The organism is Trinickia caryophylli (assembly GCF_034424545.1).
Lineage (GTDB): Bacteria > Pseudomonadota > Gammaproteobacteria > Burkholderiales > Burkholderiaceae > Trinickia > Trinickia caryophylli.
This window is the reverse complement of record NZ_CP139970.1, coordinates 3,936,151-3,959,946: the sequence shown is the minus strand read 5'-3', so window position 1 is coordinate 3,959,946 and position 23,796 is coordinate 3,936,151. Positions and strand designations below refer to the sequence as shown.

The 23,796-nt window shown below is 62.3% G+C and carries 23 protein-coding genes and 2 pseudogenes; 14 read left to right on the top strand and 11 right to left on the bottom strand.

The features are described 5' to 3' along the window. The first annotated feature begins 218 nt into the window (after positions 1–218). From U0034_RS17895 to U0034_RS17870, 6 genes are all read left to right on the top strand, one after another. On the top strand, positions 219–1,571 hold the full coding sequence (locus tag U0034_RS17895; protein WP_085229467.1) for an ABC transporter substrate-binding protein: 1,353 nt from the start codon (positions 219–221) through the stop codon (positions 1,569–1,571). A 35-nt stretch (positions 1,572–1,606) separates the two neighbouring features. Then, positions 1,607–2,545, top strand: coding sequence for a carbohydrate ABC transporter permease (locus U0034_RS17890; protein WP_085229466.1), 939 nt, complete (start codon positions 1,607–1,609; stop codon positions 2,543–2,545). Beyond that, positions 2,542–3,423 carry a carbohydrate ABC transporter permease gene (locus tag U0034_RS17885; RefSeq protein WP_085229465.1) on the top strand — a complete coding sequence of 294 codons (882 nt, stop codon included), beginning with the start codon at positions 2,542–2,544 and terminating at the stop codon, positions 3,421–3,423. The genes U0034_RS17890 and U0034_RS17885 overlap by 4 nt, the downstream gene beginning before the upstream one ends. 70 nt (positions 3,424–3,493) lie before the next feature. Next, positions 3,494–4,474 carry a sugar-binding transcriptional regulator gene (locus U0034_RS17880; RefSeq protein ID WP_085229588.1) on the top strand — a complete coding sequence of 327 codons (981 nt, stop codon included), beginning with the start codon at positions 3,494–3,496 and terminating at the stop codon, positions 4,472–4,474. 12 nt (positions 4,475–4,486) lie between these two features. After that, on the top strand, positions 4,487–5,233 hold the full coding sequence (locus U0034_RS17875) for an SDR family oxidoreductase (RefSeq protein WP_085229464.1): 747 nt from the start codon (positions 4,487–4,489) through the stop codon (positions 5,231–5,233). A 139-nt stretch (positions 5,234–5,372) separates the two neighbouring features. Further along, entirely contained in the window at positions 5,373–6,473 is a 1,101-nt protein-coding gene (locus tag U0034_RS17870) for an alcohol dehydrogenase catalytic domain-containing protein (RefSeq protein ID WP_085229463.1), read from the top strand. Between the two features lie 21 nt (positions 6,474–6,494). Here the strand turns inward: U0034_RS17870 and U0034_RS17865 are convergent, their stop codons facing one another. Further along, a complete protein-coding gene (locus U0034_RS17865) occupies positions 6,495–7,442 on the bottom strand; it encodes a LysR family transcriptional regulator (protein WP_085229462.1) in 948 nt (315 codons plus the stop codon). Positions 7,443–7,665: 223 nt separating this feature from the next. Between U0034_RS17865 and U0034_RS17860 the strand changes: the two genes are divergently transcribed. Then, entirely contained in the window at positions 7,666–8,469 is an 804-nt protein-coding gene (locus U0034_RS17860) for an alpha/beta fold hydrolase (RefSeq protein WP_085229461.1), read from the top strand. Positions 8,470–8,503: 34 nt separating this feature from the next. On the opposite strand, the gene U0034_RS17855 is transcribed toward U0034_RS17860, so the two are convergent. After that, on the bottom strand, positions 8,504–9,979 hold the full coding sequence (locus U0034_RS17855) for an NCS1 family nucleobase:cation symporter-1 (RefSeq protein ID WP_085229460.1): 1,476 nt from the start codon (positions 9,977–9,979) through the stop codon (positions 8,504–8,506). A 464-nt stretch (positions 9,980–10,443) separates the two neighbouring features. Here U0034_RS17855 and U0034_RS17850 point away from each other — a divergent pair, with 464 nt between their 5' ends. Together U0034_RS17850 and U0034_RS17845 are read left to right on the top strand one after the other, a co-directional pair. Then, a complete protein-coding gene (locus tag U0034_RS17850; protein ID WP_085229459.1) occupies positions 10,444–12,531 on the top strand; it encodes a TonB-dependent receptor in 2,088 nt (695 codons plus the stop codon). 28 nt (positions 12,532–12,559) lie between these two features. Next, positions 12,560–13,564, top strand: a complete 1,005-nt coding sequence (locus U0034_RS17845; protein WP_139831200.1) for a hypothetical protein — start codon at positions 12,560–12,562, stop codon at positions 13,562–13,564. 134 nt (positions 13,565–13,698) lie between these two features. Here U0034_RS17845 and U0034_RS17840 read toward each other — a convergent pair whose 3' ends face one another. The 4 genes and pseudogenes from U0034_RS17840 to xerC form a co-directional block, all read right to left on the bottom strand. Next, entirely contained in the window at positions 13,699–13,926 is a 228-nt protein-coding gene (locus U0034_RS17840; RefSeq protein ID WP_102623020.1) for a type II toxin-antitoxin system RelE family toxin, read from the bottom strand. After that, entirely contained in the window at positions 13,910–14,134 is a 225-nt protein-coding gene (gene relB / locus U0034_RS17835) for a type II toxin-antitoxin system RelB family antitoxin (protein ID WP_085229587.1), read from the bottom strand. The genes U0034_RS17840 and relB overlap by 17 nt, the downstream gene beginning before the upstream one ends. Positions 14,135–14,456: 322 nt before the next feature. After that, a complete protein-coding gene (locus U0034_RS17830) occupies positions 14,457–14,888 on the bottom strand; it encodes a DUF29 domain-containing protein (protein WP_085229586.1) in 432 nt (143 codons plus the stop codon). Between the two features lie 138 nt (positions 14,889–15,026). Then, positions 15,027–16,034: pseudogene (xerC, locus tag U0034_RS17825) on the bottom strand (site-specific tyrosine recombinase XerC); the annotation flags it as partial. A gap of 427 nt (positions 16,035–16,461) precedes the next feature. On the opposite strand from xerC, the gene U0034_RS17820 reads away from it, so the two are divergent. Then, positions 16,462–16,743, top strand: a complete 282-nt coding sequence (locus tag U0034_RS17820) for a SymE family type I addiction module toxin (protein WP_085229456.1) — start codon at positions 16,462–16,464, stop codon at positions 16,741–16,743. Positions 16,744–16,785: 42 nt separating this feature from the next. Here the strand turns inward: U0034_RS17820 and U0034_RS17815 are convergent, their stop codons facing one another. Together U0034_RS17815 and U0034_RS17810 are read right to left on the bottom strand one after the other, a co-directional pair. Beyond that, positions 16,786–17,385 (bottom strand): hypothetical protein, encoded by a 600-nt coding sequence (locus U0034_RS17815; protein WP_139831199.1) that lies wholly within the window; start codon positions 17,383–17,385, stop codon positions 16,786–16,788. 3 nt (positions 17,386–17,388) lie between these two features. Continuing rightward, complete coding sequence (locus U0034_RS17810; protein ID WP_233211981.1) at positions 17,389–18,168, bottom strand: hypothetical protein; 780 nt, start codon at positions 18,166–18,168, stop codon at positions 17,389–17,391. A gap of 393 nt (positions 18,169–18,561) precedes the next feature. Between U0034_RS17810 and istA the strand changes: the two genes are divergently transcribed. The 4 genes from istA to U0034_RS17790 all read left to right on the top strand — a co-directional run bounded on the left by istA (position 18,562) and on the right by U0034_RS17790 (position 21,811). Next, the gene (gene istA, locus U0034_RS17805) at positions 18,562–20,085 is read left to right on the top strand and encodes an IS21 family transposase (RefSeq protein ID WP_143795496.1); all 1,524 of its coding nucleotides are present in this window, start codon (positions 18,562–18,564) and stop codon (positions 20,083–20,085) included. A gap of 14 nt (positions 20,086–20,099) precedes the next feature. Then, positions 20,100–20,867, top strand: coding sequence for an IS21-like element helper ATPase IstB (istB, locus tag U0034_RS17800; RefSeq protein ID WP_085227224.1), 768 nt, complete (start codon positions 20,100–20,102; stop codon positions 20,865–20,867). Between the two features lie 294 nt (positions 20,868–21,161). Continuing rightward, positions 21,162–21,401 carry a ribbon-helix-helix domain-containing protein gene (locus U0034_RS17795; protein WP_085227281.1) on the top strand — a complete coding sequence of 80 codons (240 nt, stop codon included), beginning with the start codon at positions 21,162–21,164 and terminating at the stop codon, positions 21,399–21,401. Continuing rightward, positions 21,401–21,811: a putative toxin-antitoxin system toxin component, PIN family gene (locus tag U0034_RS17790; RefSeq protein ID WP_085227223.1), complete on the top strand. Its 411-nt coding sequence runs from the start codon at positions 21,401–21,403 to the stop codon at positions 21,809–21,811. Before U0034_RS17795 ends, U0034_RS17790 begins: the two co-directional genes overlap by 1 nt. Before the next feature lie 667 nt (positions 21,812–22,478). On the opposite strand, the gene U0034_RS17785 is transcribed toward U0034_RS17790, so the two are convergent. The 3 genes and pseudogenes from U0034_RS17785 to U0034_RS17775 all read right to left on the bottom strand — a co-directional run. Then, the gene (locus U0034_RS17785) at positions 22,479–22,832 is read right to left on the bottom strand and encodes a hypothetical protein (protein WP_085227222.1); all 354 of its coding nucleotides are present in this window, start codon (positions 22,830–22,832) and stop codon (positions 22,479–22,481) included. Continuing rightward, a complete protein-coding gene (locus U0034_RS17780; protein ID WP_233211784.1) occupies positions 22,829–23,386 on the bottom strand; it encodes a hypothetical protein in 558 nt (185 codons plus the stop codon). Before U0034_RS17780 ends, U0034_RS17785 begins: the two co-directional genes overlap by 4 nt. Before the next feature lie 253 nt (positions 23,387–23,639). Continuing rightward, positions 23,640–23,684, bottom strand: a pseudogene (locus U0034_RS17775) (hypothetical protein); the annotation flags it as partial. Positions 23,685–23,796 lie beyond the last annotated feature (112 nt).

Below are 23,796 nucleotides of genomic sequence, written 5' to 3'. Positions count from 1 at the left end.
CCACTCGGTAGGACTCCTCAATTTCAATTTCTTCTTGACAACCAGTGTGGGTGCCAATATACATTTGTAAAATACAAATTACAAGTGAAACGGTAGCGGTTCAGCAGTGCCCGAGCGGAACGCCGTCAGGTGCCTCGTAGGCCGGCGGTACGTCGAAACGATGGTGCCCGGTCGCAGTCCGGGCTGTCCGTCGATCAAAACAAACCAGGAGACAGGCAATGAACAAACGCGCCTTTCAGGCGAAGGTTCTGAGGTGGTCCATCGTCGCGGCATCATGTCTGGCGGCCGCGAACGCGATGGCATGGACCCTCAAGGAAGCGGCGGCACCCTACTCGGGCACCACGATCAACGCGATCTTCCTCGACCGCCCCGGCTACAAGGCGGCGGCCAAGCTGATTCCGCAGTTCGAGAAGGAAACGGGCATCAAGGTGAAATGGGACACCATTCCCTACGAAAACACGCGCGAGCGCGAAGTGCTCAACTTCGCGAGCGGAGGCTCGCAGGACGTCGTGCTCGTCGACGTGGTCTGGATCGGCGAATTCGCGAGCAACAAGTGGCTCGTGCCGATCAAGAAGTTCACCGACGACCCGAAACTCGCCGACCCGAACCTGAACCTGAAGGGCTTTTTCCCGATCCTGCTCGATTCTTTCGGTAGCTGGAACAACGTCACTTACGGTCTGCCGTTCGACAACTACTCGGGGCTCATGTTCTACAACAAGTGCATGCTGAAGGACGCGGGCTTCACGGAGCCGCCGAAGACGTGGGACGAGTTGCTCAACGTCTATGCACCGAAGCTCACGCATGCCGACAAGAATCAATATGCTTTTGCGTTGCAGTCGCGCCGCGGCGAAACGCAGTCCGCCGACAGCTTCATGCGCGTGCTCTGGCCGAACGGCGGCTCGCTGCTCGATGCGAAATTCAAATCGAACCTGATGTCGCCGCAGTCGCAGGCGGGCCTCGAATACCGGCAAAAGCTCATGAAGTACATGCCGCCCGGCATCGTCGACTTCGATCACGCCGAAGCCGTCAATGCGCTCGCGCAGGGGCAGGTCGCGATGATTACCGAATGGTCCGCGTTCTACCCCACGCTGACCGATCCGTCGAAATCGAAGATCGGCAATTGCCTGGCCATCGCCACGGAGCCGCGCGGCTCGGCGGGCCTCAAGCCCGCGCTCGGCGGATTCTCGCTGGCCGTCAACGCGAAGTCGAACGCGAAGAAGCAGGCGGCCGCGTGGCTCTTCATTCAGTGGATCACGTCCGAGCAGATGGCCAAGCCCTACCTCGAGGCGGGCGGCGTGCCGGCACGCATGGCCGTCTATCAGGATAAGGTGGTGCAGGACAGGTATCCGTTCGTGAAGCCGATGGTCGAATCGTGGCAAGGCGGCGTGCCCGACTATCGTCCGCGCTTCCCCGAATGGCCCGCGATCTCCGAGATCATCGCCGAATGGGGCACGAAGATGATGCTCGGTCAGGTGTCGGTGAAGGACGGCGCCAAGACGATCGGCGACAAAACGGAGGCGATTCTCTCCAAGGACGGCTATTACGACGGCAAAAAACCGTTGCTGAAGTAAGCGGCGAGGCGACTATGCAATCACGGAGGAGCGCGATGCCGAACGGCACCCTGCCGCCCACGACAGATGCGACAACGGCGCGCGCGGCACGGCGTACGAGGCTGCTGCCCCGCTCGCCCGCATTCTGGTTCCTGTTTCCGGCGATCTTCGCGCTCGCCGTGATCGGCGTCTATCCGCTGCTTGTCGCCGTCTACAACTCGTTTCATCAATACAAGCTCGCCGACGTCGAGGCGGGCACGCCGTTCGTCGGATTGGACAACTATGTTGCGACGTTGACCGATCCGACGTTCTGGGAAGCACTGGGCCGCACGGGGCTTTTCCTGTGCCTCGCGCTGCCGGTCGAGATCGGTCTCGGGCTCTTCGCGGCACTGATGCTGCATCGCTCGGGGCTCGCCTGGATGCGCGCCGCGGCGCGCGTGAGCCTCGTCATTCCGATGGCGACGACCTACGCCGTGGTCGGCCTGATCGGGCGGCTCGTGTTCAACCGGCAATTCGGCGTCGCGAACTATCTGCTCGGGTTCTTCGGTGTGGCGCCGCTCGACTGGCTCGGCGACCCCACGCTCGCGTTCGTGTCGGTCATGATCATGGACGTGTGGCAATGGACGCCGTTTTGCGCGCTCATCTTCCTCGCCGGGCTCGCGATGGTGCCCAAGGAAGCCGAGGAAGCCGCGCGGCTCGAAACGCCGCGTTGGACGATGATCCTCTGGCATCTGCAGCGCCCCTATCTGCTGCCCGGGCTCACCGCCATCCTGATCCTGCGCTCGGCCGATATGCTCAAGATGTTCGATGCCGTCTTCACGATGACGCGCGGCGGCCCCGGCTCGTCCACCGAGTTCATCAGCGTCTACATCCAGCGCGTCGGTTTCCGGCTCTTCGATCAGGGCATGGCATCGGCCCAGGCCGTGCTGCTCCTGATCCTCACGATCGTGCTCTCGCGCCTGTACATCCGATTCGTCTACCGGGAAGCCACATGAACGCCTCCTTTGCCAGCCAGCCCCACGGCGATGCCAGCCGCCGCTCGCGCCGCGCCCGCGCGGCGCGGCAGCGCGCGAGCGCACGCCACTTCGTGGCGCTCGCCGCGATTTTTCTATCCTCGGTGTTTCCGTTCTATTGGATGGTGACGACGAGCCTCAAGCATCAGGCCGACGCGCTCGCCTATCCGCCGCGCTGGATCTTCGAGCCCACGCTGTCGCATTACGCCGATGCGCTCTTTCAGCACGACGTACTCGGCAGCCTCGTCAATTCGCTCATCGTCGCGAGCAGCACAACCGCGCTCGCGATCATGCTCGGCACGCCGGCCGCCTATGCGCTCGCGCGCTACGAGTTTCGCGGCAAGCAGGATCTCTGGTTCTGGTTCATCTCGAACCGGATGGTAAGCCCCGTCGTGCTCGCCGTGCCGTTCTTCCTCATCGCGACGAAGCTCGATCTCGTCGATACGCACATCGTGCTGATCCTGCTTTATCTGACGTTCTCGCTGCCGGTCGTCGTCTGGATCTGCACCGATCAATTCCGCAACATCCCGGTCGAACTCGACGAAGCGGCACGGCTCGACGGCGCCTCGCCCTGGCGCGTGTTCTGGCGCATCAACCTGCCGCTCGCCATGCCCGGCATCGTCGTGTCCGCGATCTTTGCCTTCATCTTCTCGTGGAACGACCTGCTCTACGCACTCGTCATGACCCGCTCCGACGCCATCACCTCGCCCGTCGCGGCCACGAGCTACATGAGCGGCTACGAGCTGCCCTGGGGGGAGATCATGGCAACGGGCACGCTGATCGTCCTGCCGATGGTCGTTTTTGCCCTGCTCGTCTCGGGCCGGCTCGTGCAGGGACTCACGATGGGCGCGGTGAAATAACGGGCCGCCTCATCGATCCGGGTTGCCGCTCTGGTATAAGACCGCTTTCTCCATCGACCACCACACGCTCATGAACAAAACGGATACGCCGGCGGCCAGCACCGAGCCGGACGAGTCGATCGACGCGGAGCAGGAACTGCAGGCGCGCGTTGCCTGGCACTACTACGTCGGCAATCTCACGCAACAGGAGATCGCGCAGCGCATCGGCAGCAATCGCGTGCGCGTGAACCGCCTGCTCGCGGCCAGCCGCGAGTCCGGGCTCGTGCAGATCACGATCAACAGCCGCATTGCGCCATGCGTCGCGCTCGAAGAGGCACTCGTCGAGCGCTTCGGGCTCGCGGGCGCCGTGGTCGTGCCGAGTGGCATCACGCCCGAAGCGAACGTGGCGGCGCTCGGCATCGGCGCGGCCACGTACTTTTCGAAGCAGATCGAAGCGGGCTTCACGATCGGCCTCGGCTGGGGCCGGACGATTCGCGCCGTACTGCGCGCGCTGCCGCAACGCGCCTACGGACCGATCTCGGCCGTGTCGCTGCAAGGCGGCCTCTCGCACTGCCCCAGCATCAACACGTTCGACATCGTTTCGGACTTCGCGAATCTCTGCCATGCCGACGGCTATCTGTTCGCCGCGCCGATCTACGTCAGCAGCCAGAAGGCGCGCGACGTGATCCTGCAGGAGGGGACCGTCCGGGAAACGTACGAACTCGCGAAAAGCGCCGATCTCGCCTTGCTCACGGTCGGCGATCTGACCGAATCGCTCGTCATCACCTACGGCATCGACAATCCGGACGACCTGCGCATGCTGCGCAAGGCGGGCGCCGTCGGCGACATGCTCGGGCATTTCATCGACGAGGACGGCAAGCTCATCAACCATCCGCTGAACCGGCGCACCGTCGCCATCGCGCTCGACGATCTGCGGCAGATCAAGCGCGTGGTGCTCGTGAGCGGCGGCGCGAAGAAGTTCCCCGTGACGCGCGCCGCTTTGCGCGGCCAGTACGTCTCGGTGCTCGTCACCGACGAAGACTGCGCACGCCGGCTGGTCAGCGAGCCTTGAGGACAAGCGACGATGACGACCTTCGACCGAAGCGCCGAATTCGCGGGCAGAACCGTGCTGATCACCGGGGCCGGCAAAGGAATCGGGCACGCGACGGCGCGTCTGATGGCCGGGCGTGGTGCCCGCGTAGTCGCAATGAGCCGCACGCAAAGCGACCTCGATGCATTGAAGCACGCCATCGGCTGCGAGACGATTTGCGTCGACCTGGCCGATGCCCAGGCCACGCGAGCCGCGGCCGAAGCGGCCCCGCCCGTCGACTTCCTCGTCAACAATGCCGGGATGGTCGAGCTGCAGCCTTTTTTGGAGACGACGCCGGACGCATTCGATACGACGATCGCCGTGAACGTTCGTGCAGCAATGATTGTCGCGCAGGTTTGCGCGCGTGGCATGATCGCGCGCGGCGTGGGCGGTGCCATCGTCAACGTATCGAGCATTTCAGCGCAGATCGGGCTGCCGCTGCACGCGGCATATTGCGCATCGAAGGCCGCGCTCGACGGGCTCACGCGCGTCATGGCCGTCGAGCTGGGGCACTACGGTATTCGTGCCAATGCGGTCAACCCGGCCGTCACGCTGACGCCGATGGCGGAGAAGGCCTGGAGCGACCCGGCGAAAGCGGCACCGATGCTCGCGCGCATCCCGCTCGAGCGGTTCGTGCAGCCCGACGAGGTCGCGCGCACGATCGCCTACCTGCTTGGCGACGAAGCCGCCATGGTGAACGGCACGAGCCTCGCCGTGGACGGTGGGTTTCTCGCCGGATAGGGTCTCACGATGCACGCGTCGCTGCACGCTCCTATTCGCCTCATTAGTCAGGATAACTAATCACTTTCTATCGCCTTCGATCACCGGTATTTCCGATCAATAACCCGAGAACCTCATAGCCAATTAGCGAGCACACACCATGAGCGCCACGAACGAATCAAACGCACTGATGACGGCCGTCGTCTGCCATGCGCCCAAGGATTACCGCGTCGAGCGCGTATCGCGTCCGAAGGCCGGACGCAACGAACTGGTCATTCGGATCGGCGCTTGCGGCGTCTGCGCAAGCGACTGCAAGTGCTGGTCCGGCGCCAGGATGTTCTGGGGCGGTCCGAACCCCTGGGTCAAGGCACCCGTGATTCCGGGGCACGAATTTTTCGGCTATGTGGAGGAGCTTGGCGAGGGGGCTGCCGAGCATTTTGGCGTGCGCGTGGGCGAACGGGTCATCGCCGAGCAGATCGTGCCGTGCGGCAAATGTCGCTACTGCAAGTCGGGCCAGTATTGGATGTGCGAGGTGCACAACATCTTCGGCTTTCAGCGCGAAGTGGCTGACGGCGGCATGGCCGAGTACATGCGCATCCCGCCCACGGCAATCGTGCACAAGATCCCCGACGGCATTTCGATCGAGGATGCCGCCATCATCGAGCCGCTCTCGTGTGCGATTCATACAGTCAACCGCGGTGACATTCAGCTCGACGACGTGGTCGTGATCGCGGGCGCCGGCCCGCTCGGGCTCATGATGACGCAGGTGGCCCACCTGAAGACGCCGAAAAAGCTCGTGGTCATCGACCTCGTCGACGAGCGTCTTGCGCTCGCGCGCGAATACGGCGCCGACGTAACGATCAATCCGAAAAACGACGATGCGCTTGCGATCGTGCGCTCGCTCACCGACCAGTACGGCTGCGACGTCTACATCGAGACGACAGGCGCACCGGGCGGCGTGACGCAAGGGCTCGAGCTGATTCGCAAGCTCGGCCGCTTCGTTGAATTCTCGGTGTTCGGTGCCGAAACGACGGTGGACTGGTCGATCATCGGCGATCGCAAGGAACTCGACGTGCGCGGCGCACATCTGGGCCCCTACTGCTACCCGATCGCAATCGATCTGCTTGCGCGCGGGCTCGTGACGTCGAAAGGCATCGTGACGCACGGCTTCTCGCTCGAGGAGTGGGACGAAGCCATCAAAGTGGCGAACTCGCTCGATTCGATCAAGGTGCTCATGCGGCCGAAACACGCGGCAACCTGATCGCGCCCAATTCCGGCCGGGTCAGCCGCGCGGGCGCTTGCCGGTACGGCCGCTGCCGTCGGCCTCGAGCGATTTGCGCCAGTTGCCGGCCTCCTGGCGCAGGTAGCGCCATAGCCGCTGCGCGACGGGGCCATGCGGACGATCGCTGCGCCGCGCGGCGACCACCTCCTCCACGTGCCCGGGCAGGTAGCGGCCCGTCAGGGCACGCAGGCGGCCGTCGCTCAGTTCACGGGCGATCAGAAACTCGGGCAGATGTCCCCATCCCAGCCCTTGCAGGATGACCTCTTTTTTCATGGCCTGATCGGCAACCGTACATTGGTGCGCGCCATCGATCGTGAAGTAATCGCGCGACGGGCCGTGGCGCGCCGTGTCGCGCATCACGCATTGCGTGAGATCGCGCAGGTGTGCCGGGCGAACCGCGCGCGGCAGCGGTTCCGGCAAAAGCCAGGGGGCAATCACCGGAACGAACCGCGTCTTGCACAAATCGACCCATTCCAGGCGCGTATCGCTCTTGTCGACACGATGCACGATCAGATCGGCTTCGCCCGCGAGCAGCCGTTCGAGCGGCCCGCCCACGGTCTCGAAATGCAGATTCAAGCGCGTGCCCGGATGATCCGCGAAAAACCGGCTCAGCAACGCCAGCACCGGCTCGCGCGGACAGACGTCACCCACGACGACGTCGAGCGCGCTCTCCTCGCCCATCGCCAGTTGTGCCGCGAACGTGCGCAGCACGTCGAACTCGCGCAGCAGCGACTGCGCGCGCCGATGAAAAGCACGGCCTTGCGCCGTGAGCCTTACGCGGTAGCCGGCGCGGTCGAGCAGGATCGTACCGAGTTGCCGCTCGAGACGCGCCACGGCGGCAAAAACGGCAGGATGGGAGCGATGCAATTCGGCCGCAGCCGCCTGGAACCCGCCGGCGCGAATGACGGCGTCGAAACATTGCAGATCGTGCAGCGTGAAGTCGTTCATGAGAAAGCGTCTGAAGGAAAGACCAGCGGGGCTTGCGGCACAGCGGGCGGTGCGTCGGTCAAACGGCGGCGGCGGCGTCCGCGTCCAAGCCACATTACAAAGATGTTCCAGACTTTGTAATATCTTTCGCGATTAGCCGCAACTACGATCGTTCCATGGAGCGAGGTTGGCGTGCCGCAAAGGCCGGCTGCCCGCACTTCATTCCCTGACAGGAGGCAAGACCATGGAAGCTCAATCGTTCATCACGCTCGGAGACGGAACGCGTCTCGCCTATCGTTTCGACGGGCCGCCTGACAAGCCGACCCTCATGCTGTCGAATTCGATCAGTACGACGCACCGGATGTGGGATCGCGAGATGGCCGCGCTGACGGCGCATTTTCGCGTGCTGCGGTACGACATGCGCGGGCATGGGGCGTCGGGCGTGCCGGCCGGGGCGTACTCGCTCGCACGCCTCGGGCGAGACGTGGTCGAACTGCTCGATGCACTCGCGCTGGAACGGGTCCATTTCCTGGGGCTTTCGCTGGGAGGCTTCGTCGGTCAATGGCTGGGCATTCATGTGCCGGAGCGAATCGACCGCCTCGTGCTCAGCAACACGTCGGCTTATCTGGGCCCCGCCGAACAGTGGGATCGCCGCATCGAAGCGGTACTTGCCGCAACGGATCTCACCGAAACCGCGAACATGTTTTTGCACAACTGGTTTCCGGCTTCCATGCTGAGAGACGCCGAACCAGTCGTCGAAACATTCCGCGCCATGTTGCTCGCGATGAACCCGCAGGGATTGGCTGGATCTTACGCCGCCGTGCGCGACACGGACCTGCGCCGCACGATCGCGCTCGTCGAGCGGCCGACGCTCGTTATCGCAGGCCGGGACGACACCGTGACGGCGGCCACCCACAGCGAACTGATCGCGGCGACGATACCCGACGCGCGGCTCGTCGTGCTGCCGACCGTGCACCTGCCAAACATCGAGCGGCCACGTGAATTTCTCGATGCCGTACTGGCGTTTTTGTCGCGCTCCCTACCCTGAACCATGCGCCGCCGCTCGCGCCGCGCAAGAACGATCAGCTCCGGCGTGCGGCGCGCATCATCGCGGGATAGAGCACCGCGCCGGCAAGCGCACCGATCACCCAGCCGAGATTGTTCTCGGGCAGCAGATGCAGCAACTGTGTCGAGATTTCCCAGCCGATCGAGATCGCACCCGAGAGCGCGAGCGCAGCCACGCCGATCCGGTTCCAGCCGCCGTCGTAGTAAAAGCGCCCCTGCGGGGCCATCGAGTAGAGGGCGGCGGCTTCGACCTTCTGTTTTTTGACGAGGTAGAAGTCGGCCATCATGACCCCGTAGAGCGGCGCGAGCACCGCGCCGAACACACTGACAAAAATCGTAATCGCCTTGGGGCTGTCGACAAAGATCCACGGGCATACCAATACCGCAAGTACCGAAGCGATCAACCCGCCGCGCTTGAAATCGACGTGCCGGGGAAAGAGATTCGAAATGTCATAGGCGGGCGAGACGAAGTTCGCGACGATATTGATGCCCATCGTCGCAACGATGAACGTAAGACTGCCCACCACCACCGCGAATTTATTGTCGAGGCGGCCGACGATCGCCACCGGGTCCATGATCATCTGCCCGAAAACCTGCGCGCTGCCTGACGTCACGATCACCGTCACGATGGCGAATACGATGAAATTGACGGGCAATCCGAGAAAATTGCCGACCTTCATTTGCCGCTCGCTGCGGGCGAAGCGCGAGAAGTCGCCGAAGTTGAGCAGCAACGCGGCGAAATAGCTGACGACGAGCAGCACCGCGTTGCCCATGCCGATCAGTTGCTCGCCCCCGGAAAGCGTTTTGCCGCCGAGCGTCAGGCTGAGGCTCGAAAGACCCGCTTTCGAAAGAATCCAGGCCATCAGCGCAAACATGACGACATAGACGGCCGGGCCGCAAAAGTCGATGAACTTGCGAATCGCTTCCATCCCCCGCTGAAAGATGATGAGCTGGAAAAGCCACATGAAGAGAAAGCTGATCCAGCCGAGGCCATCCAGGTGAAGAAAGCTCGTCGCGCGCAACGACAGCGCGGACGGAATGAAAAGCACGAGCAGCGTGGCGACGGCCTTCGAGGCAAAGTAGGTCTGCACACCGTACCAGACGATGCCGACCACGCCGCGAATCACCGCCGCGAGGTTCGCGCCCATGACGCCCATGCTGACGCGGGCCATGACCGGAAACGGAATGCCGTGAACATAGCTCGGCTTGCCGACCCAGTTCATGAGGACATAGACGACCAGAATTCCGACAGCAAGCGCGAGCAGGACCTGCCAGCCCGAGATGCCGAGCAAAAAGAGGCTCGCGGCGAACGTGTAGCCGCCGACGCTGTGCACGTCGGACATCCACATCGCGAAGATGCTGTAGCCGGTCCAGGTCCGCCGCGTATGCGGCACGGGCGCGAGATCGTCGTTGTAAAGGCGGCTATCGTCGTGCGCGAGCGGCGTTTCGGCGCCTTGCGGCGCGGCGGGCGGGATCAGCGAGGGACTGGACATGGCGCTCCTTCCGGGTTGGCCGGTCGCGCCGGCGCTGCTCGCCAGCGGAACAGCGTTTGGTCATCGGATGCAGTGCCGGCCCATTGTGCGCCGAAAAAAATTCCGTGCCGAGCGCGCGATACATCGACTCGCGTCCGAGCCCTGCGTAAGCCGTACCCGTGTTGCGGCCACACGCCGCACGTCGGCTCTCCCCCTCGGCAGCATCGGCGACCGAACCGGACGCTCCAGGCGGACGCGCTGCCGCGCCCCGGCCTGCGTGGATCCGGTGTTGCGGGAATTCCTCCGATCTATTACAAATTATTGCCAACGATAACAATTCTCATTATGATTCCGTTTCCACAAAGAAGGTGCCGGCTCGACGGCACCCGCAAAACATCCATTCCGAGCTATTTCCACGCGGAGTTGTCATGTCAGTAAAGCGGTCTCGTTCGAAACGCCTGCCGGTTTCATTAGTAGTCCTATGTATGTCGCCGGTATCGCAGCTGGCGATCGCGGATGAACCGGCGAGCGCGCGAGACGCGGGCAAGCTGCCTGCCACCGTGATCAAATCCTCGCGCGTGAAGGATGAAGATACGAGCTACGACGCGCCGATCGTCAGCACCGCTACGAAGATTCCTGTTCCTCTGCGCGACATTCCGCAGTCGGTCAATGTGGTGCCGCATGCGGTACTGGAAGACCAAAGCACGCTGTCGCTGAACGATGCGCTGCGCCTCGTACCGGGCATTTCGGCCTCGCTGGGCGACGGGCAGCGCGATCAGGTCACCATCCGTGGTTTTTCGTCCATCAACGATCAATATGTCGACGGCCTGCGCGACGACTCGCTTTACTATCGCGACCTGTCGAACATCGATCACATCGAAGTGCTCAAAGGCCCGGCATCGGTGCTTTACGGGCGAGGCTCGGCGGGCGGCATCATCAACCGTGTGACCAAGAAGCCGCAGGCGGGCGATTTCGCCGAAGTCGGAACGCTGTTCGGAACCGAGGGCCAACGGCGCGGCGAGTTCGACCTGAATACCTCGATGGGCACCGACGCCGTGCGTGCACGTGTGACCGGGGCGGTGGAGGATTCGGGTGGATTTCGCAACGACTACTTCCTGCGGCGCCAGGCGGTTGCCCCTTCGCTGCGCTTCAACTTCTCGGCCGATACGAAACTCACGCTCGAATTCGATTACCTTCACGACAGACGCATCGCCGATCAGGGCGTGCCCTCGTATCATGGCCGGCCCGCCAATGTGCCGATCGAAACCCGCTACGGCTCCGCCAATGCGGCCGACGGTAACGTCGAATCCACCGTCTCTGGCGCGACGGGCATGTTCGATCATCGTTTCAACGACAAGTGGTCATTCCACAGCGCCGTGCGTACCTACGAGTACACCCTCGGGCGCAACAATTACGTGACGGTGAAGAGCGTGAACGACGGCCCGGTGCCGACGGTGACGCTGAACGTCAATCAGCGCAATCGCGAGGATCGCGGCACGCTCTGGCAAAACGAACTGACGCAAAAGGCGGTGACGTTCGGCATCGAGCACACGCTGCTGTACGGCGTCGAGTTCGGATACCAGGACAAGAGCGACCGGGTGGCCGCACTTTCGAAGGGCTTCACCTATAACCTGTTCAATCCGACGCTGATCGTGCTGCCGACGGTGCCGGGCACCGCCACGCCATCGAATTACGGCCTGACGCATAACGAGACCTACGCCGCCTACGCGCAGGATTTGATCCGGTTTTCGCCGCAATGGACGGTACTGGCCGGCTTCCGCTACGAAGCGCTGAAGCAAAGCCGCGACGACCTCACGGCAAAGAACCAGGACATCGCGCGCACCGACAAGCCGTTCAGCCCGCGTTTTGGCGTGATCTACCACCCGGTCGAGCCGCTGTCGCTCTATGCATCGTACAGCCGGTCGTTCCAGCCGGTTGCCGACAGCTTCACCTACTACGCGAACAGCAGTGCGCTGGCCCCTCAGGCCACCACGAACTATGAAATCGGCGCCAAGTACGACTTTGCCGCTGGCGGGACCGTTACCGCAGCGCTGTTCGACATGAAGCAGACGAACCTGACCAGTGTCGATCCGGCCACACTGCTGGCGGTACCGATCGGCACACAGCGCACGCGCGGCTTGGAACTGGGCCTGACCGGAGCAATCGCGCCGCATTGGCAGTTGATGGCAAGCTATGCCTACCTGAACGGACGGCTCGAAAACCCCTACGACAAAAGCAACGGCGTAGCGGTCACCGGCAATCAGCCGGCGCTCACGCCGCGGCATAGCGGCTCCATCTGGCTCAAGCGCGAGTTGCCGCAAGGGTTCTATGTGGCGGGCGGGATTCGTGCCGAAGGTGCACGGTATGCGTCGCAGTACAACCTTACGACCTTGCCGGGGTATATGACCGTCGATCTGGGAGCCGGTTATCGCAGCAAGCATCTGGACGTGACGCTGAACGTGCTCAATGTGCTGGACCGCAAGTACTACGTGTCCGCACACGGCGGCGCGGAGAACTACAACATGCCTGGCGCGCCGGTGACGGCGCTCTTGGGGGTACGGTACAAGATCTGACGTCGGCCGATCGTCAAGTCGGGCTTCGATGAAAGCGAAGCCCGGCATTCTGCGGCGGGCTCGATCGGCAAAACTTGTGCATTGCCGTGCCGGGTTCGCGGCATACCTGATCGCCAACGCGATCGCCCATTTCGCTCGAGAGAAACGAAGTTCGTCTGTGGGCGCAAAGCGAAGGCTTACATTTGCCACACTGATACCTTTCGTTTGCGCCGACCGACGACAGGGGCAGAAAATGGGCATCTGCATATCGACGAACCGCCACAGCGTTTCAGGCGACGAGGTTTCTCAGCACGGGCATGAACAGGGTATAGATACGGCGAACCGGCAAGGCGGCAACGCAACGTCACGCGCGCGATCGGCGGTGTTGCAGCCACTTTCGCCGCGCTGCGCATCGCGGGAAGAGGCCCGCTTCCCGTTTGAGGCAGCAGCGCCGCTGACCGGCTATCTGGATGCCGTCTCGCTTGCCCACCTTTCCGTGGCAAACCCCGAAATGCGCCAATATCTGCCCGAGGCACGGCAGCGCGCGCGAGCGGAAATTACGGCAGACGTCCAGAGGGAAGTACTGGCACCCGGAAGCCAGCCCAGCGGCGCATTGCGATCGTTTCGCCGCGTCCGTTCGTTGTCGGATGAGCAGCGCGTCGATCTGCTCTCCACCGCAGTCAGCGGTTATCACCTTCGGGACGACGATGGTGACGGACGTGCAGTCGAAGGTTCTCGCGCCGGTTTTGCGTCGCTATGCGAGGAGATTGCGGAAATGCGCCATCACCCCCGATTCCCCGATCTCGCTTCCGAACTGGTCAACCATGCGTTGGCGCAGGCTTACGATACCGGCGAAGACTGGAACACGCGCAATCGCGCAGAGCCGCTGATACAGGTGCTTTCGGTCGTCGCTCACCTGCCCGAAGGACAACGACGTGAACTCGCTCGTTTTATGAAGGGCAACATCGTTCCCATGATCATGACGGCCGATCGGCAGCGAGCGCGGGACGCGATCGACGAGATGGCGCCTCGCCGGCGTCGCGGCTTGTTTTGACGGGCAGCTGAGAAGCCGCGCGATGTCGATTATGTTGGGAAGGGCATGCTGCTCCCCTCGTCAGCGATACACTTCGCGCCGATTGCCCAAGCGCACCACCTCGATTGTGATGCGCTTGTCGTGAATCTCCCAGATCAGCCGCCAGTCGCCAGTCGCCAGTCGCCAGTCGCCAGTCGCCAGTCGCCAACCCGGTACTTCCAGAATTCACCTAGTTCACTGCCTTTGAGGGCTGCCCCAGTTGCACCCGGATCGTCTTGCACCTTCAGGCGCCGAAGGAATGTCGCGATGCGCCGGGCAACCTCGCGGTCCATCTTCTCAAGCTGCTTTTCCGCGGTCTTCGAGATCTCAATCCGCCAAGCCAAGCCGCGCCTCCACCTCCTCTAGCGACGAGGTCTGCTCCTTACCCGATCGGATGCGCTTCGCCACACGCTCGGCCAGGTACAGATCTTCCAAGTCCGCCAGGTGCTGCTCGATGGCCTCGCGCGCATAGAACGTCTTGGTGCGCCCCGTGCGCTTGGCCAGCGCCTCCAAGCGGGATTCAAGTTCTTCGGGTAAACGAATGGCTAGCATGGCAGCCTCCGGCAAGTTTGCTATACACGTATAGTGCATTACACCCGCTTTCATTATTCCGAGTCCGCCTCATCGTCAAGCATGGCAAACAAGTCAGCTACTGTCGCCGGCGGCTGATCCTCCGGCCTTAGTGTTGCACGCGTAAACCGCGCCGGATGCGTAGCAGAATGGATATCCTTCAGCGCCCGGATGCTCACCCGCGTGTAGACCTGCGTCGTCTTGAAGCCGGCTCGCCGCATCACGCAACGGCCGTAAAAAAGCCAGCTCGAAGGCTGGCTGCATCAAACTACGACGGCGGCCCCTCGGCCGCCTACGGTCCCACTCAGTCGGGCAGGAACCCTTCATCAAGCGCCTGCTCCATCGACCAGGGGCAAGCATCGGGGAACACGTCCAGATCGGTTTCTGCGATGGCCTGGGACTTGGCATCCGCCCAAGTCTTGCGAATCCAGTGCTCATCGGTCAGCGACCGTTTCAAGCTCGGCGTCTCGAGCAGGTGTTCCGCCAGGGCGCGGCGCTGTTCGCGGATGGTTGCACGCCAACTCGCCCCCTTACGGTCGGCCTGGTACTGCCATTTGAGCAAGTGAGCCAGCAGCACGGCCATACGACTTGCCAGTTCACGTCGTTCGCTCTTACCCACGTCCTCGATTTCCTCTGCGATGTGCTCGATGTCCAGCGCCGAGAACTTGCCGGCACGCAACAACGCAGCCTGTTCGTTAGCCCATGCCACCACGTCTTTCTCGTAGCTCGTTCCCATTTTTCGGCCCCTAAACTCAGTCACGCATGGCGCCATTTTAACCACTCCCGTAAATTCACCCCATTCCTCCGTTTCGCCCTCGACTTGCGCCTCGGCGTCCAGTGCTTCCAGTAAGTCGGCCACCGTCGGCGGCGGCTCATCCTCCGGCCTCAGTGTCGCACGCGTAAGCCGCGCCGGATGCGTAGCCGAATGGGTATCCTTCAGCGCCCGAATGCTCACCCGCGTGTAGACCTGCGTCGTCTTGATGTCCGCGTGCCCCAGCATCGCCTGGATGAACCGCACGTCCGCCCGATTCTCCAACATCTGTGTCGCCATCGCGTGCCGAAACAGGTGGCAGCTCCCGATGTTGCCCTGCCCCGCCGCTCGCACGCAATTGCGCACCATCTGCGTCATCCGGTTATCCGAGAACGCTTGCCCCGTTACCGTCAGGAACAGCGTGCTGTCGTCGCCGGCGATTGCCAACTCCGGCCGCACCTCGTCGCGATATCGGGCCACCCGCGCCAGCGCCCGATCGTCGATCGGAATCATCCGATTTTTCTTGCCCTTGCCCTGCCGGATCATCAGCGTGCCGCGATCGCAGTCGACGTCGCGCTGCAGCAACCCGATGATCTCCATCCGCCGGATCCCCGTGCTGTACAGCGTCTCCAGCATCGCTCGATCGCGCACCCCTAGCGCCGTCGTCGTGTCGGGCAGGTTCAGCACCCGCTCGACCTCCTCGATCGTCAGCACGTGCTTCGGCAAACGCTCTTCCACCTTCGGCAGGTCCAGGTCGGCCGCCGGGTTGTACAAGACCCGGTTATTACGTGTGAGCCGCCGAAACCGCTTTCTGATCGGCGTCACGCGCGAAGCCTGTGTCGTCGCCGACAGCGGCGCGCCGTTCTTCTCGCGCTTCAGAAACAGGTGCCGCTGATAGCGCTCAAGGGTCGGCCGCGCTATATCCTCCGGCCGCGTCAAGCCTCGCTCGTCGCACCAGCTCACGAAGCACCGCAGATACAGCTCCCAATGCTTGAGCGTATGCCGCGAGCCCCTTTTGGGGGCGGACGGTGGGGTGGGCGGGGCGCATCTCGTTATTCGGCCGCGACGCGGCCTCTGACTTCTTCTTTGCGCGCCAGCGCGCCATACATCAGGGCCGGGGGCGCAAGACATAACGCTGCGTTATCAACGGCCGGGCACCGGCCGTTGATAATGGCCCGCGTTATGTTCAATCGGCTGACGGATGACGACGGCCCGACAGGGACGGCGGCAGCCGGCAGGCGATTTACCCCCGGCCCTTCGTGACCCTCGGCCCAGCGGGCCGCACGAACTCTCTTCGTCACCTCATCGGGCCTACTGGCCCGCACAAACCCTTCGTGACCAATCCTGGCCCACGGCCAGGATTTCCGGGCCGCTCCGGACCGGCATTTCTTCATTCGTCACGGTATCGGGCCGCAGGGCCCGCACTGCTTTACTCAGCGTCCTAGGCCGATCGGCCAATGTTCAGGACTACTGATTCTTAATACAATCAAAGACTTAACATCACCACTAACAGGAGAACGGCTACCCCTTCCATCGCCGTAAACGCAGCGCGGGCCGCATGGGCGCCAACCCATACGACCCGCTGACCACCATCAACTCGCACCAGGAGTCGATCATGGCTGACGCCGATCTTAAAGCATTTGACACGCGTTCCACGCGCACCGTCACGATTCAGGAATCCCGCCGCTGGCAACCCTACTCACCTCGCCGGCGTACCAACCCGCCCCTCGTGCCCTGGCTCAAGCTCTCCGGCCGTTGGCTCGAGCACGCCGGATTCAAACCGCGCCAACGCCTCAAGGTCGAAGTCCAACACGAGCGGCTGGTCATTACGCCCGTTTGACTACTCCCATAGGCAGCGAACCCGGCCCGCACTGGGTTCCTGCTAGCGATCACCATAGTTCTTGAGTAGCCCCTCGCGCCAAGAAGGAATCAAGTGGTCGAATGGAAACAACGGAGACGCCCCGCCGTCGATCAATTCTTCGATCGGTTTGGCCCCTAACTTCTTTAAAGGTTGTTCAAATCCTCGAACACCACCAACATCGCGCAAACCCACAACAGCGATGTCATTATCCTTCTCGCAATAGATGCACCATTCCCCGATATCAGACGAACAGATATATCGGTTGACTGTGTAAAGCCAACCGCCGGCAGCCCCCCTGTCTTCCAGGGCGCCCATGTACCGTATGCCAGTAACGCTGCTGTCTACAAAGATAGTTGCAGCGCCCTCCTCAAGCCTCGTGACATCCGTCTCGTCGAGGTTAATAAGACAGGCGACGTGCGAATTCTCGCGCTCCAACAATCGGATCACGACACTCACGAATCCTAGATCGAAGATGCGGTCCGATTCGCAAAAAAGGAACGTCCTCCATGCGCCAGCGAATACGTTTTCCGGCAATCGCCGGTCACAGTTCAATGCCCCGATAGCAACGTCTAACGCTTTTCGCCGAGCACCTTCCTCTCCAGCTATCAACTTCGTGTTCATTTATCAGTGTCCTCCGAGGGAGAACTTTACAGGTCCACCCGGCCCAAAGTATTGAACGCCTGCCGCACCCGTGCTACTCCGAGTATATATCGTGTAGGTTGATGTCCCATTACTTAACACTGTAAATCCACCGTTCGTGCTCGTGCCTTGGTTAGTCACGCTGTAGCCATTAGCGATCAGGTTCGCTTGAAACTGACTCGCAGTCACGTCCGTCCGTACATTGGGATACAGGCTCCCGGCCGAAGTAATCGACGTGTCGTACGTAGATGAGGGGGCTGTAGCGTTGCCCTCAACGCCCTGACTGTCTGACTTGCCGGAACCACTATCGTTGTTGCTGCTCGACAATAACGCATTCGGTGGCGTACCGAGAGTTGTCGCAGACGTTGCCTGTCCGGTGCCAGAAACCACCGTCACAGCATCTGGACCAGCAGTAGGAGGCCGGCCGCCTCCTGTACCCGCAACAGCGTTCACCCCGTTCGCGATGCCTTGAGCAACCAAAGAAGAAGGTGACTCGGACATCTTCTGCTGCGCACCAGACTGCATCAACCCGATGAACTCGGTACCCATGTTCACCGCGCCGCGCCCCGCGCTTGCTAACTGGTCGCCGATCGCGCTCAGCAAATTGCCAAACGCGCTCAGTACCCCACCTTTTTTCGCCGCATCCGCCGGATGATCCCCCGAGTTGTTCAGCGCCTCATTCTGGGCCGCCAGAGCACCGGCCTGCGCGTTCTGCCCTGCGAGCCCTGCGGTTACTCCTCCCAGCAGCGTCGCAAAGCCGGCCAACGCCGCTTGCTGCCCCGAACTCAGTTGTGCCCCCGTCGGATCGATTGCCTTGATGAAGTCCGGCGACAGTGCGGCCGAGGCCGCTGCGCCAATCGCCCCATATCCAACACCCGAGGCAACCTCTGACCGTAACGGCCCGCAAACCTAGACGCGGCTTGGCTTTGCAGCCCGTCACCGCGTAGACGCGGTTCGGGCAGCAGGGTTTTTCGGCTAGACGCGGTTTTGTGCGTATTTCGGTCCAACGTGACCGAGCGTTTCGGCATCGTGACCGGCGATTTCGGGAACGTGACCGAGGATTTCGGCAACGTGACCGGTCGGACCGACATGCAGGTTTGGCGTTGCGCGTGACCCCAACCACGCGGGCTATGCTCGACGGCTTTGGCCGGAGAGACGATGCCCGCGCACCGGATGAACACGCGCATGATCAAGGACGTTTTACGACTGAAGTTCGACGGCGGTTTCTCGCATGATCGAATCGCCGCGTCGTTGGGCATTTCCAAGGGCGTCGTCACGAAGTACGTTGGCCTTGCCAAGGCAGCCGAGCTCGACTGGGCGAGCGCCTGCGATATGGATGAGGGCGAGCTCGAGCGGCGTTTGATGGGCAAGCCCACGGGGCCTGCGGCCTACGCCCAGCCCGACTACGGGCGCATCCACCAGGAACTGCGCCGCAAGGGCATGACGCTCACGCTGCTCTGGGAGGAGTACCAAGCCGAGTTCGCCGACCGGCAGACCTATCGTTACACGCAGTTCTGCGAGCACTACAAGAGCTTCGCCAAGCGCCTGAAGCGCTCGATGCGCCAGATCCACCGCGCCGGCGAGAAGCTGTTCGTCGACTTCGCCGGACCCACGCTGCCGTTGACGACGGGGCGACGCGCGCACGTGTTCGTCGCTGCGATGGGCGCCTCGAGCTATACGTTCGCGTGCGCCACGCCTGCCGAGACGATGGAGGACTGGCTTGGCGGCATTGCGCGAGCACTGACGTTCTACGGCGGCGTGCCGCAACTGATCGTGCCCGACAACCCACGCGCCATGATCGCTGACCCCGATCGTTACGAGCCTCGCGCTGGCGACACCGTGCTCGATTTCGCGCGGCATTACGGCACGTCCTTCCTGCCAGCGAGAACCTATCGACCGCAGGACAAGGCTAAGGTCGAGTCAGCCGTGCAAGTGGTCGAGCGCTGGATCATGGCGCGCTTGCGTCATCACGAGTTCGGCTCGGTGCAATCCGTCGATGACGCAATCAGCCCATTGCTGACGTATCTGAACGAGCGTCCCTTCCAGAAGCTGCCCGGATGCCGAGCCAGTGCGTTTGCCCAGCTCGACGCGCCCGCCTTGTTGTCGTTGCCGGCCCAGCCGTACGAACTCGCACGCTTCAAGACGGTGACGGTGCACATCGATTACCACGTCGAGGTGGGTAAGCATCGGTACAGCGTGCCGCATGCGCTCGTCGGCTTGAAGCTCGAAGCCCGCATCACCGGCGGCGCCGTTGAGCTCCTGCATCGCGGGCGTCGTGTGGCGAGCCATGCACGCAACGAGCACGTGGGCGGCTACACGACCGTCGTCGAACATATGCCCGCGGCACACCGCGCACACCTGGAGTGGACGCCGCAGCGTCTGATCCACTGGGCGCAGCAGATCGGCTCGGCAACGGCGGTGCTTGTGACGCGATTGTTGGAAGAACAGCGCCACCCCGAACACGGCTATCGGGCATGCCTGGGGCTGCTCTCGCTGTCGCGGCGCTACGGCCGGGACCGACTCGAAGCCGCGTGTGCGTTGGCACTCGAGCTCGGTGTGCATCGTTACCGACATGTGCGCGAGATCCTGCTCAACAACCGAGACCGCGCCGTCGCGATGGCGCCGGCGGACTGGACGAGCCCGAGTCATGCGCACGTGCGCGGCCCCGGCTATTACCAATAAGAAGGCACACGGCGATGATGATGCAACAAACACTGACACAGTTGCGCACGCTCAAGCTCGACGGCTTCGCCGACGGGCTCGAAGAACAACTCGCGCAGCCGGGCAGCGCCAAGCTGGGCTTCGAGGAGCGCCTGTCGTTACTGGTGGACCGCGAGACGAACTGGCGCGACGACCGGCGTCGCACACGGCTGCTCAAACATGCGCACTTGAAGTATCCGCAGGCCGCGATCGAGGATCTCGATACGCGCTCGGGCCGTGGCATCGATGCTCGCGCGCTCATGAGCCTGGCGCTGGGCGACTGGGTTCAGTCGGGCTACAGCCTGCTCATCAGTGGCCCCACCGGTGCGGGCAAATCGTGGCTCGCCTGTGCGCTGGCGCAGTACGCCTGCCGACGCGGGCACTCGGCACTGTACCTGCGTGTACCGCGACTGACTGAGGAGCTTCGGATCCTGCACGGCAACGGCGGCTTCACGAAGTGGCTCATGCAAGTGGCGCGCGTCGACGTCTTGCTACTCGACGATTGGGGAATGGCTCCACTGGACGCGATGGTGCGCAACGACTTGCTGGAGATGATCGACGACCGCGCCGCCGGCAAAGCCACAATCGTGACCAGTCAATTGCCCATCGAGCACTGGCACGGCTGGATCGGCGACGAAACGATTGCCGATGCGATGCTCGACCGACTCATGCAGCGACATCACCGCATCACGCTCAAGGGCGAGTCGCTTCGAAAAGTCGCTCCGAACCCTCAAACAAAGGAGGTCGTACTCGACGAAAGCTGATCCAGAAACCTAGAATCAACCCCGCGCAACATCGAACCCGCCAAATCGGTCACGTTCCCGAAATCGGCGGTCACGTTCGCCGAAATACGCAGTTTTGCGGCCCGACGAGGCGTCGGCGACGGAAGTTAAAGAGCGAGGCGCGGAAGCACCGACGGGCCGATTGTAGCGGCCAATGAAGCGCGCAGAAGGGAGAGAGCCGCCCTAGGCGGCTGGGAGGTGAAGGCCAACCGGCCAGTTGCCATCAATTCAAGACGGGTGTATAAACACATATACACCGATCTTATGGAAATCGCCATGAATTCAGTACGTTGGAACGTCGCCGTGTCGGCCGACACCGATCAGTCGGTTCGCATGTTCCTTGCCTCTCAAGGTGGAGGCCGCAAGGGCGATCTGTCGCGCTTCATCGAAGAAGCCGTGCGTGCCCATCTGCTCGAGCTATCGGCCGAACAGGCCAAGATGGCCAATGTCAACGTCAGCGAAGCTGACCTAATGGCCATCGTCTCCGAAGCGGTGCAATGGGCGCGTGAACATTGATGCGGGTCGTTCTAGACACCAATATCCTGCTGAGCGCCCTTATCTCTCCACACGGCTCGCCCGACATCATCTATCGTGCTTGGCGAGCCGGCCGCGTCGAACTCGTCACCTCAACCACACAGCTCGACGAATTGCGCCGCGCCAGCCGTTACCCGAAGTTGAAGGCCATTTTGCAGCCGCATCTTGTCGGCACGATGCTCAACAACCTACAGCGCGCCATCGTCCTGAATCACCTGCTGGAGAACATCGAGACCGATGATCCCAACGATGCCTTTTTGCTTGCGATGGCCCAGACCGGCGAAGTGGACTACCTCGTGACCGGTGATCATCGCGCCGGACTCTTGCAGCGAGGCAACCTTGGCCGCACTCGCATCGTTACACCCGCAGCATTCTGTGCCGAAGCACTCTAACTGACGCTCATGCCATTGGCGCTCGTCGATGGCTTCGACTTAGCTACTACCCTGCTCGTCCGTCTCTTCGACGTCGAGCGCGGCTAGCAGGTCAGCCGCCGTCGGCGATTCGTCGCGCTCCTCATCGATCCTCATCGATCCTCAACACCGTACGGCCAAGCCGCGCCGGATGTGTAGCCGAATGGATATCCTTCGGCGCCCGGATGCTCACCCGCGTGTAGACCTGCGTCGTCTTGACGTCCGCGTGCCCCAGCATCGCCTGGATGAACCGCACGTCGCCCCGTTCTCCAACATCTGCGTGGCCATCGCGTGCCGGAACAAGTGGCAGAGCTCCCGATGTTGCCCAACCCCGCTGCTCGCACGCAATTGCGCACCATCTGCGTCATCCGGTTATCCGAGAACGCTTGCCCCGTTACCGTCAGGAACAGCGTGCCGTCGTCGCCGGCGATTGCCAACTCCGGCCGCACCTCGTCGCGATATCGGGCCACCCACGCCAGCGCCCGACCGTCGATCGGAATCATCCGATCTTTCTTGCCCTTGCCCTGCTTGAATCGAGCGTGTAGCGCGCCCGCGTCGTCTTGCTCATCTTCTTGTCTCTCCTTGCTTGAGTCTAAACGCTCAGCAAGGGATTCGTTTTGCGGGGGCGGTTCAACACAAACCACCATGCTCAACGACGCAGCAATTCAAGCGCGATTTCCAGCTTTTCCCTCGCTTCTCTTGAGTGACGCCTCTCGCGATACGCCGCAACATCCATCTTCTGTAGCAAGGCAGGTTCGTCGTCATCTGATCGCCCCCGTGGAACCTCGACTTTCGCTATCTCGTTGAAACCAGTAAGCACCCAATAGATGTCTTCCGCCTGCTCCGGCACCCACTCCAGAATGAACGCGCATTCCAGCGTCGGCCCGTAACTGCGTAGCGCGAGTCCTAGTCCGCTCTGGTCATTCTTCGAGCATAGCTGCTCGGAGGCGACCAGAAGTTCGCGCTCAATCAACGCTCTTTTCTCAGAGTTCCTCGCTGTCATTTCAATTTCCCAGGAAACGCCGTCACAAGGTTACCGTACTTGTCGGTAATCACCGTCATCGCTGACGTCGGCTGGTAGTTGTTGAATTTATCTGTGCCGACGACATGACCGGCATCAACTTCCCGTACATAGTTGATGCTATTGCCGCTCTGGATCGTTCGAGTCACAGGAGTCGACACGGTGTTCGGATTCTGTAGCAGGTTCGTAAGGTCGCTCTCGCTGATCGTAAACTGACTTGCATTTACCGTCGAATCAAGATGGCGGTCTCCAATATGGTCCAACCCATCGTTGGTCACATTGATGCGCGACTGTACTCGACCGGGTACGCTGCTGTCTGCGCCACTTTGTCCTTCCGTTCCGCTTGCCGAGCCACTATCGCCGCTACCGCTCGACAGCGACACATTGCTGGGCGGTGGCGATACCGGTGCTGCACCGAACAGCGGCGCCAAGGCGCAAGCCGATCCCCCGGTCATCAAGCAGACGAGTGCCCCCAGTGGGGTGACAGGAGCGGGCGCGGTTGGGCCGCCGTGCGTCGGGCCGCTGGTCGGATCCAACTGTCGATTCGGGTCTGATTGCGCATCCTGGCCAGTGCGATTGCCCACCGAGAACGAAGTAGTTGATCCCCCTCGCCGTGTCGCCAATCGGATCGCTGAAGGTCGATTTCACCCTGTCGATGAAGGCGCTGGCAGCATCCCCGATTTGACTCAGCAATCCGCCTTTTTTCGCAGCATCCGCCGGATGATCTCCCGAGTTGTTCAGCGCTTCATTTTGCGCGGCCAGCGCCCCAGCCTGCGCGTCCTGCCCTGCGAGCCCTGCCGTTACTCCTCCCAGCAGCGTCGCAAAGCCGGCCAACGCCGCTTGCTGCCTCGAACTCAGTTGTGCCCGCGTCGGATCGATCGCCTTGATGAAGTCCGGCGAGAACGCCGCACCAGCCGCTCCGCCGATGGTCCCATATCCAGCACCC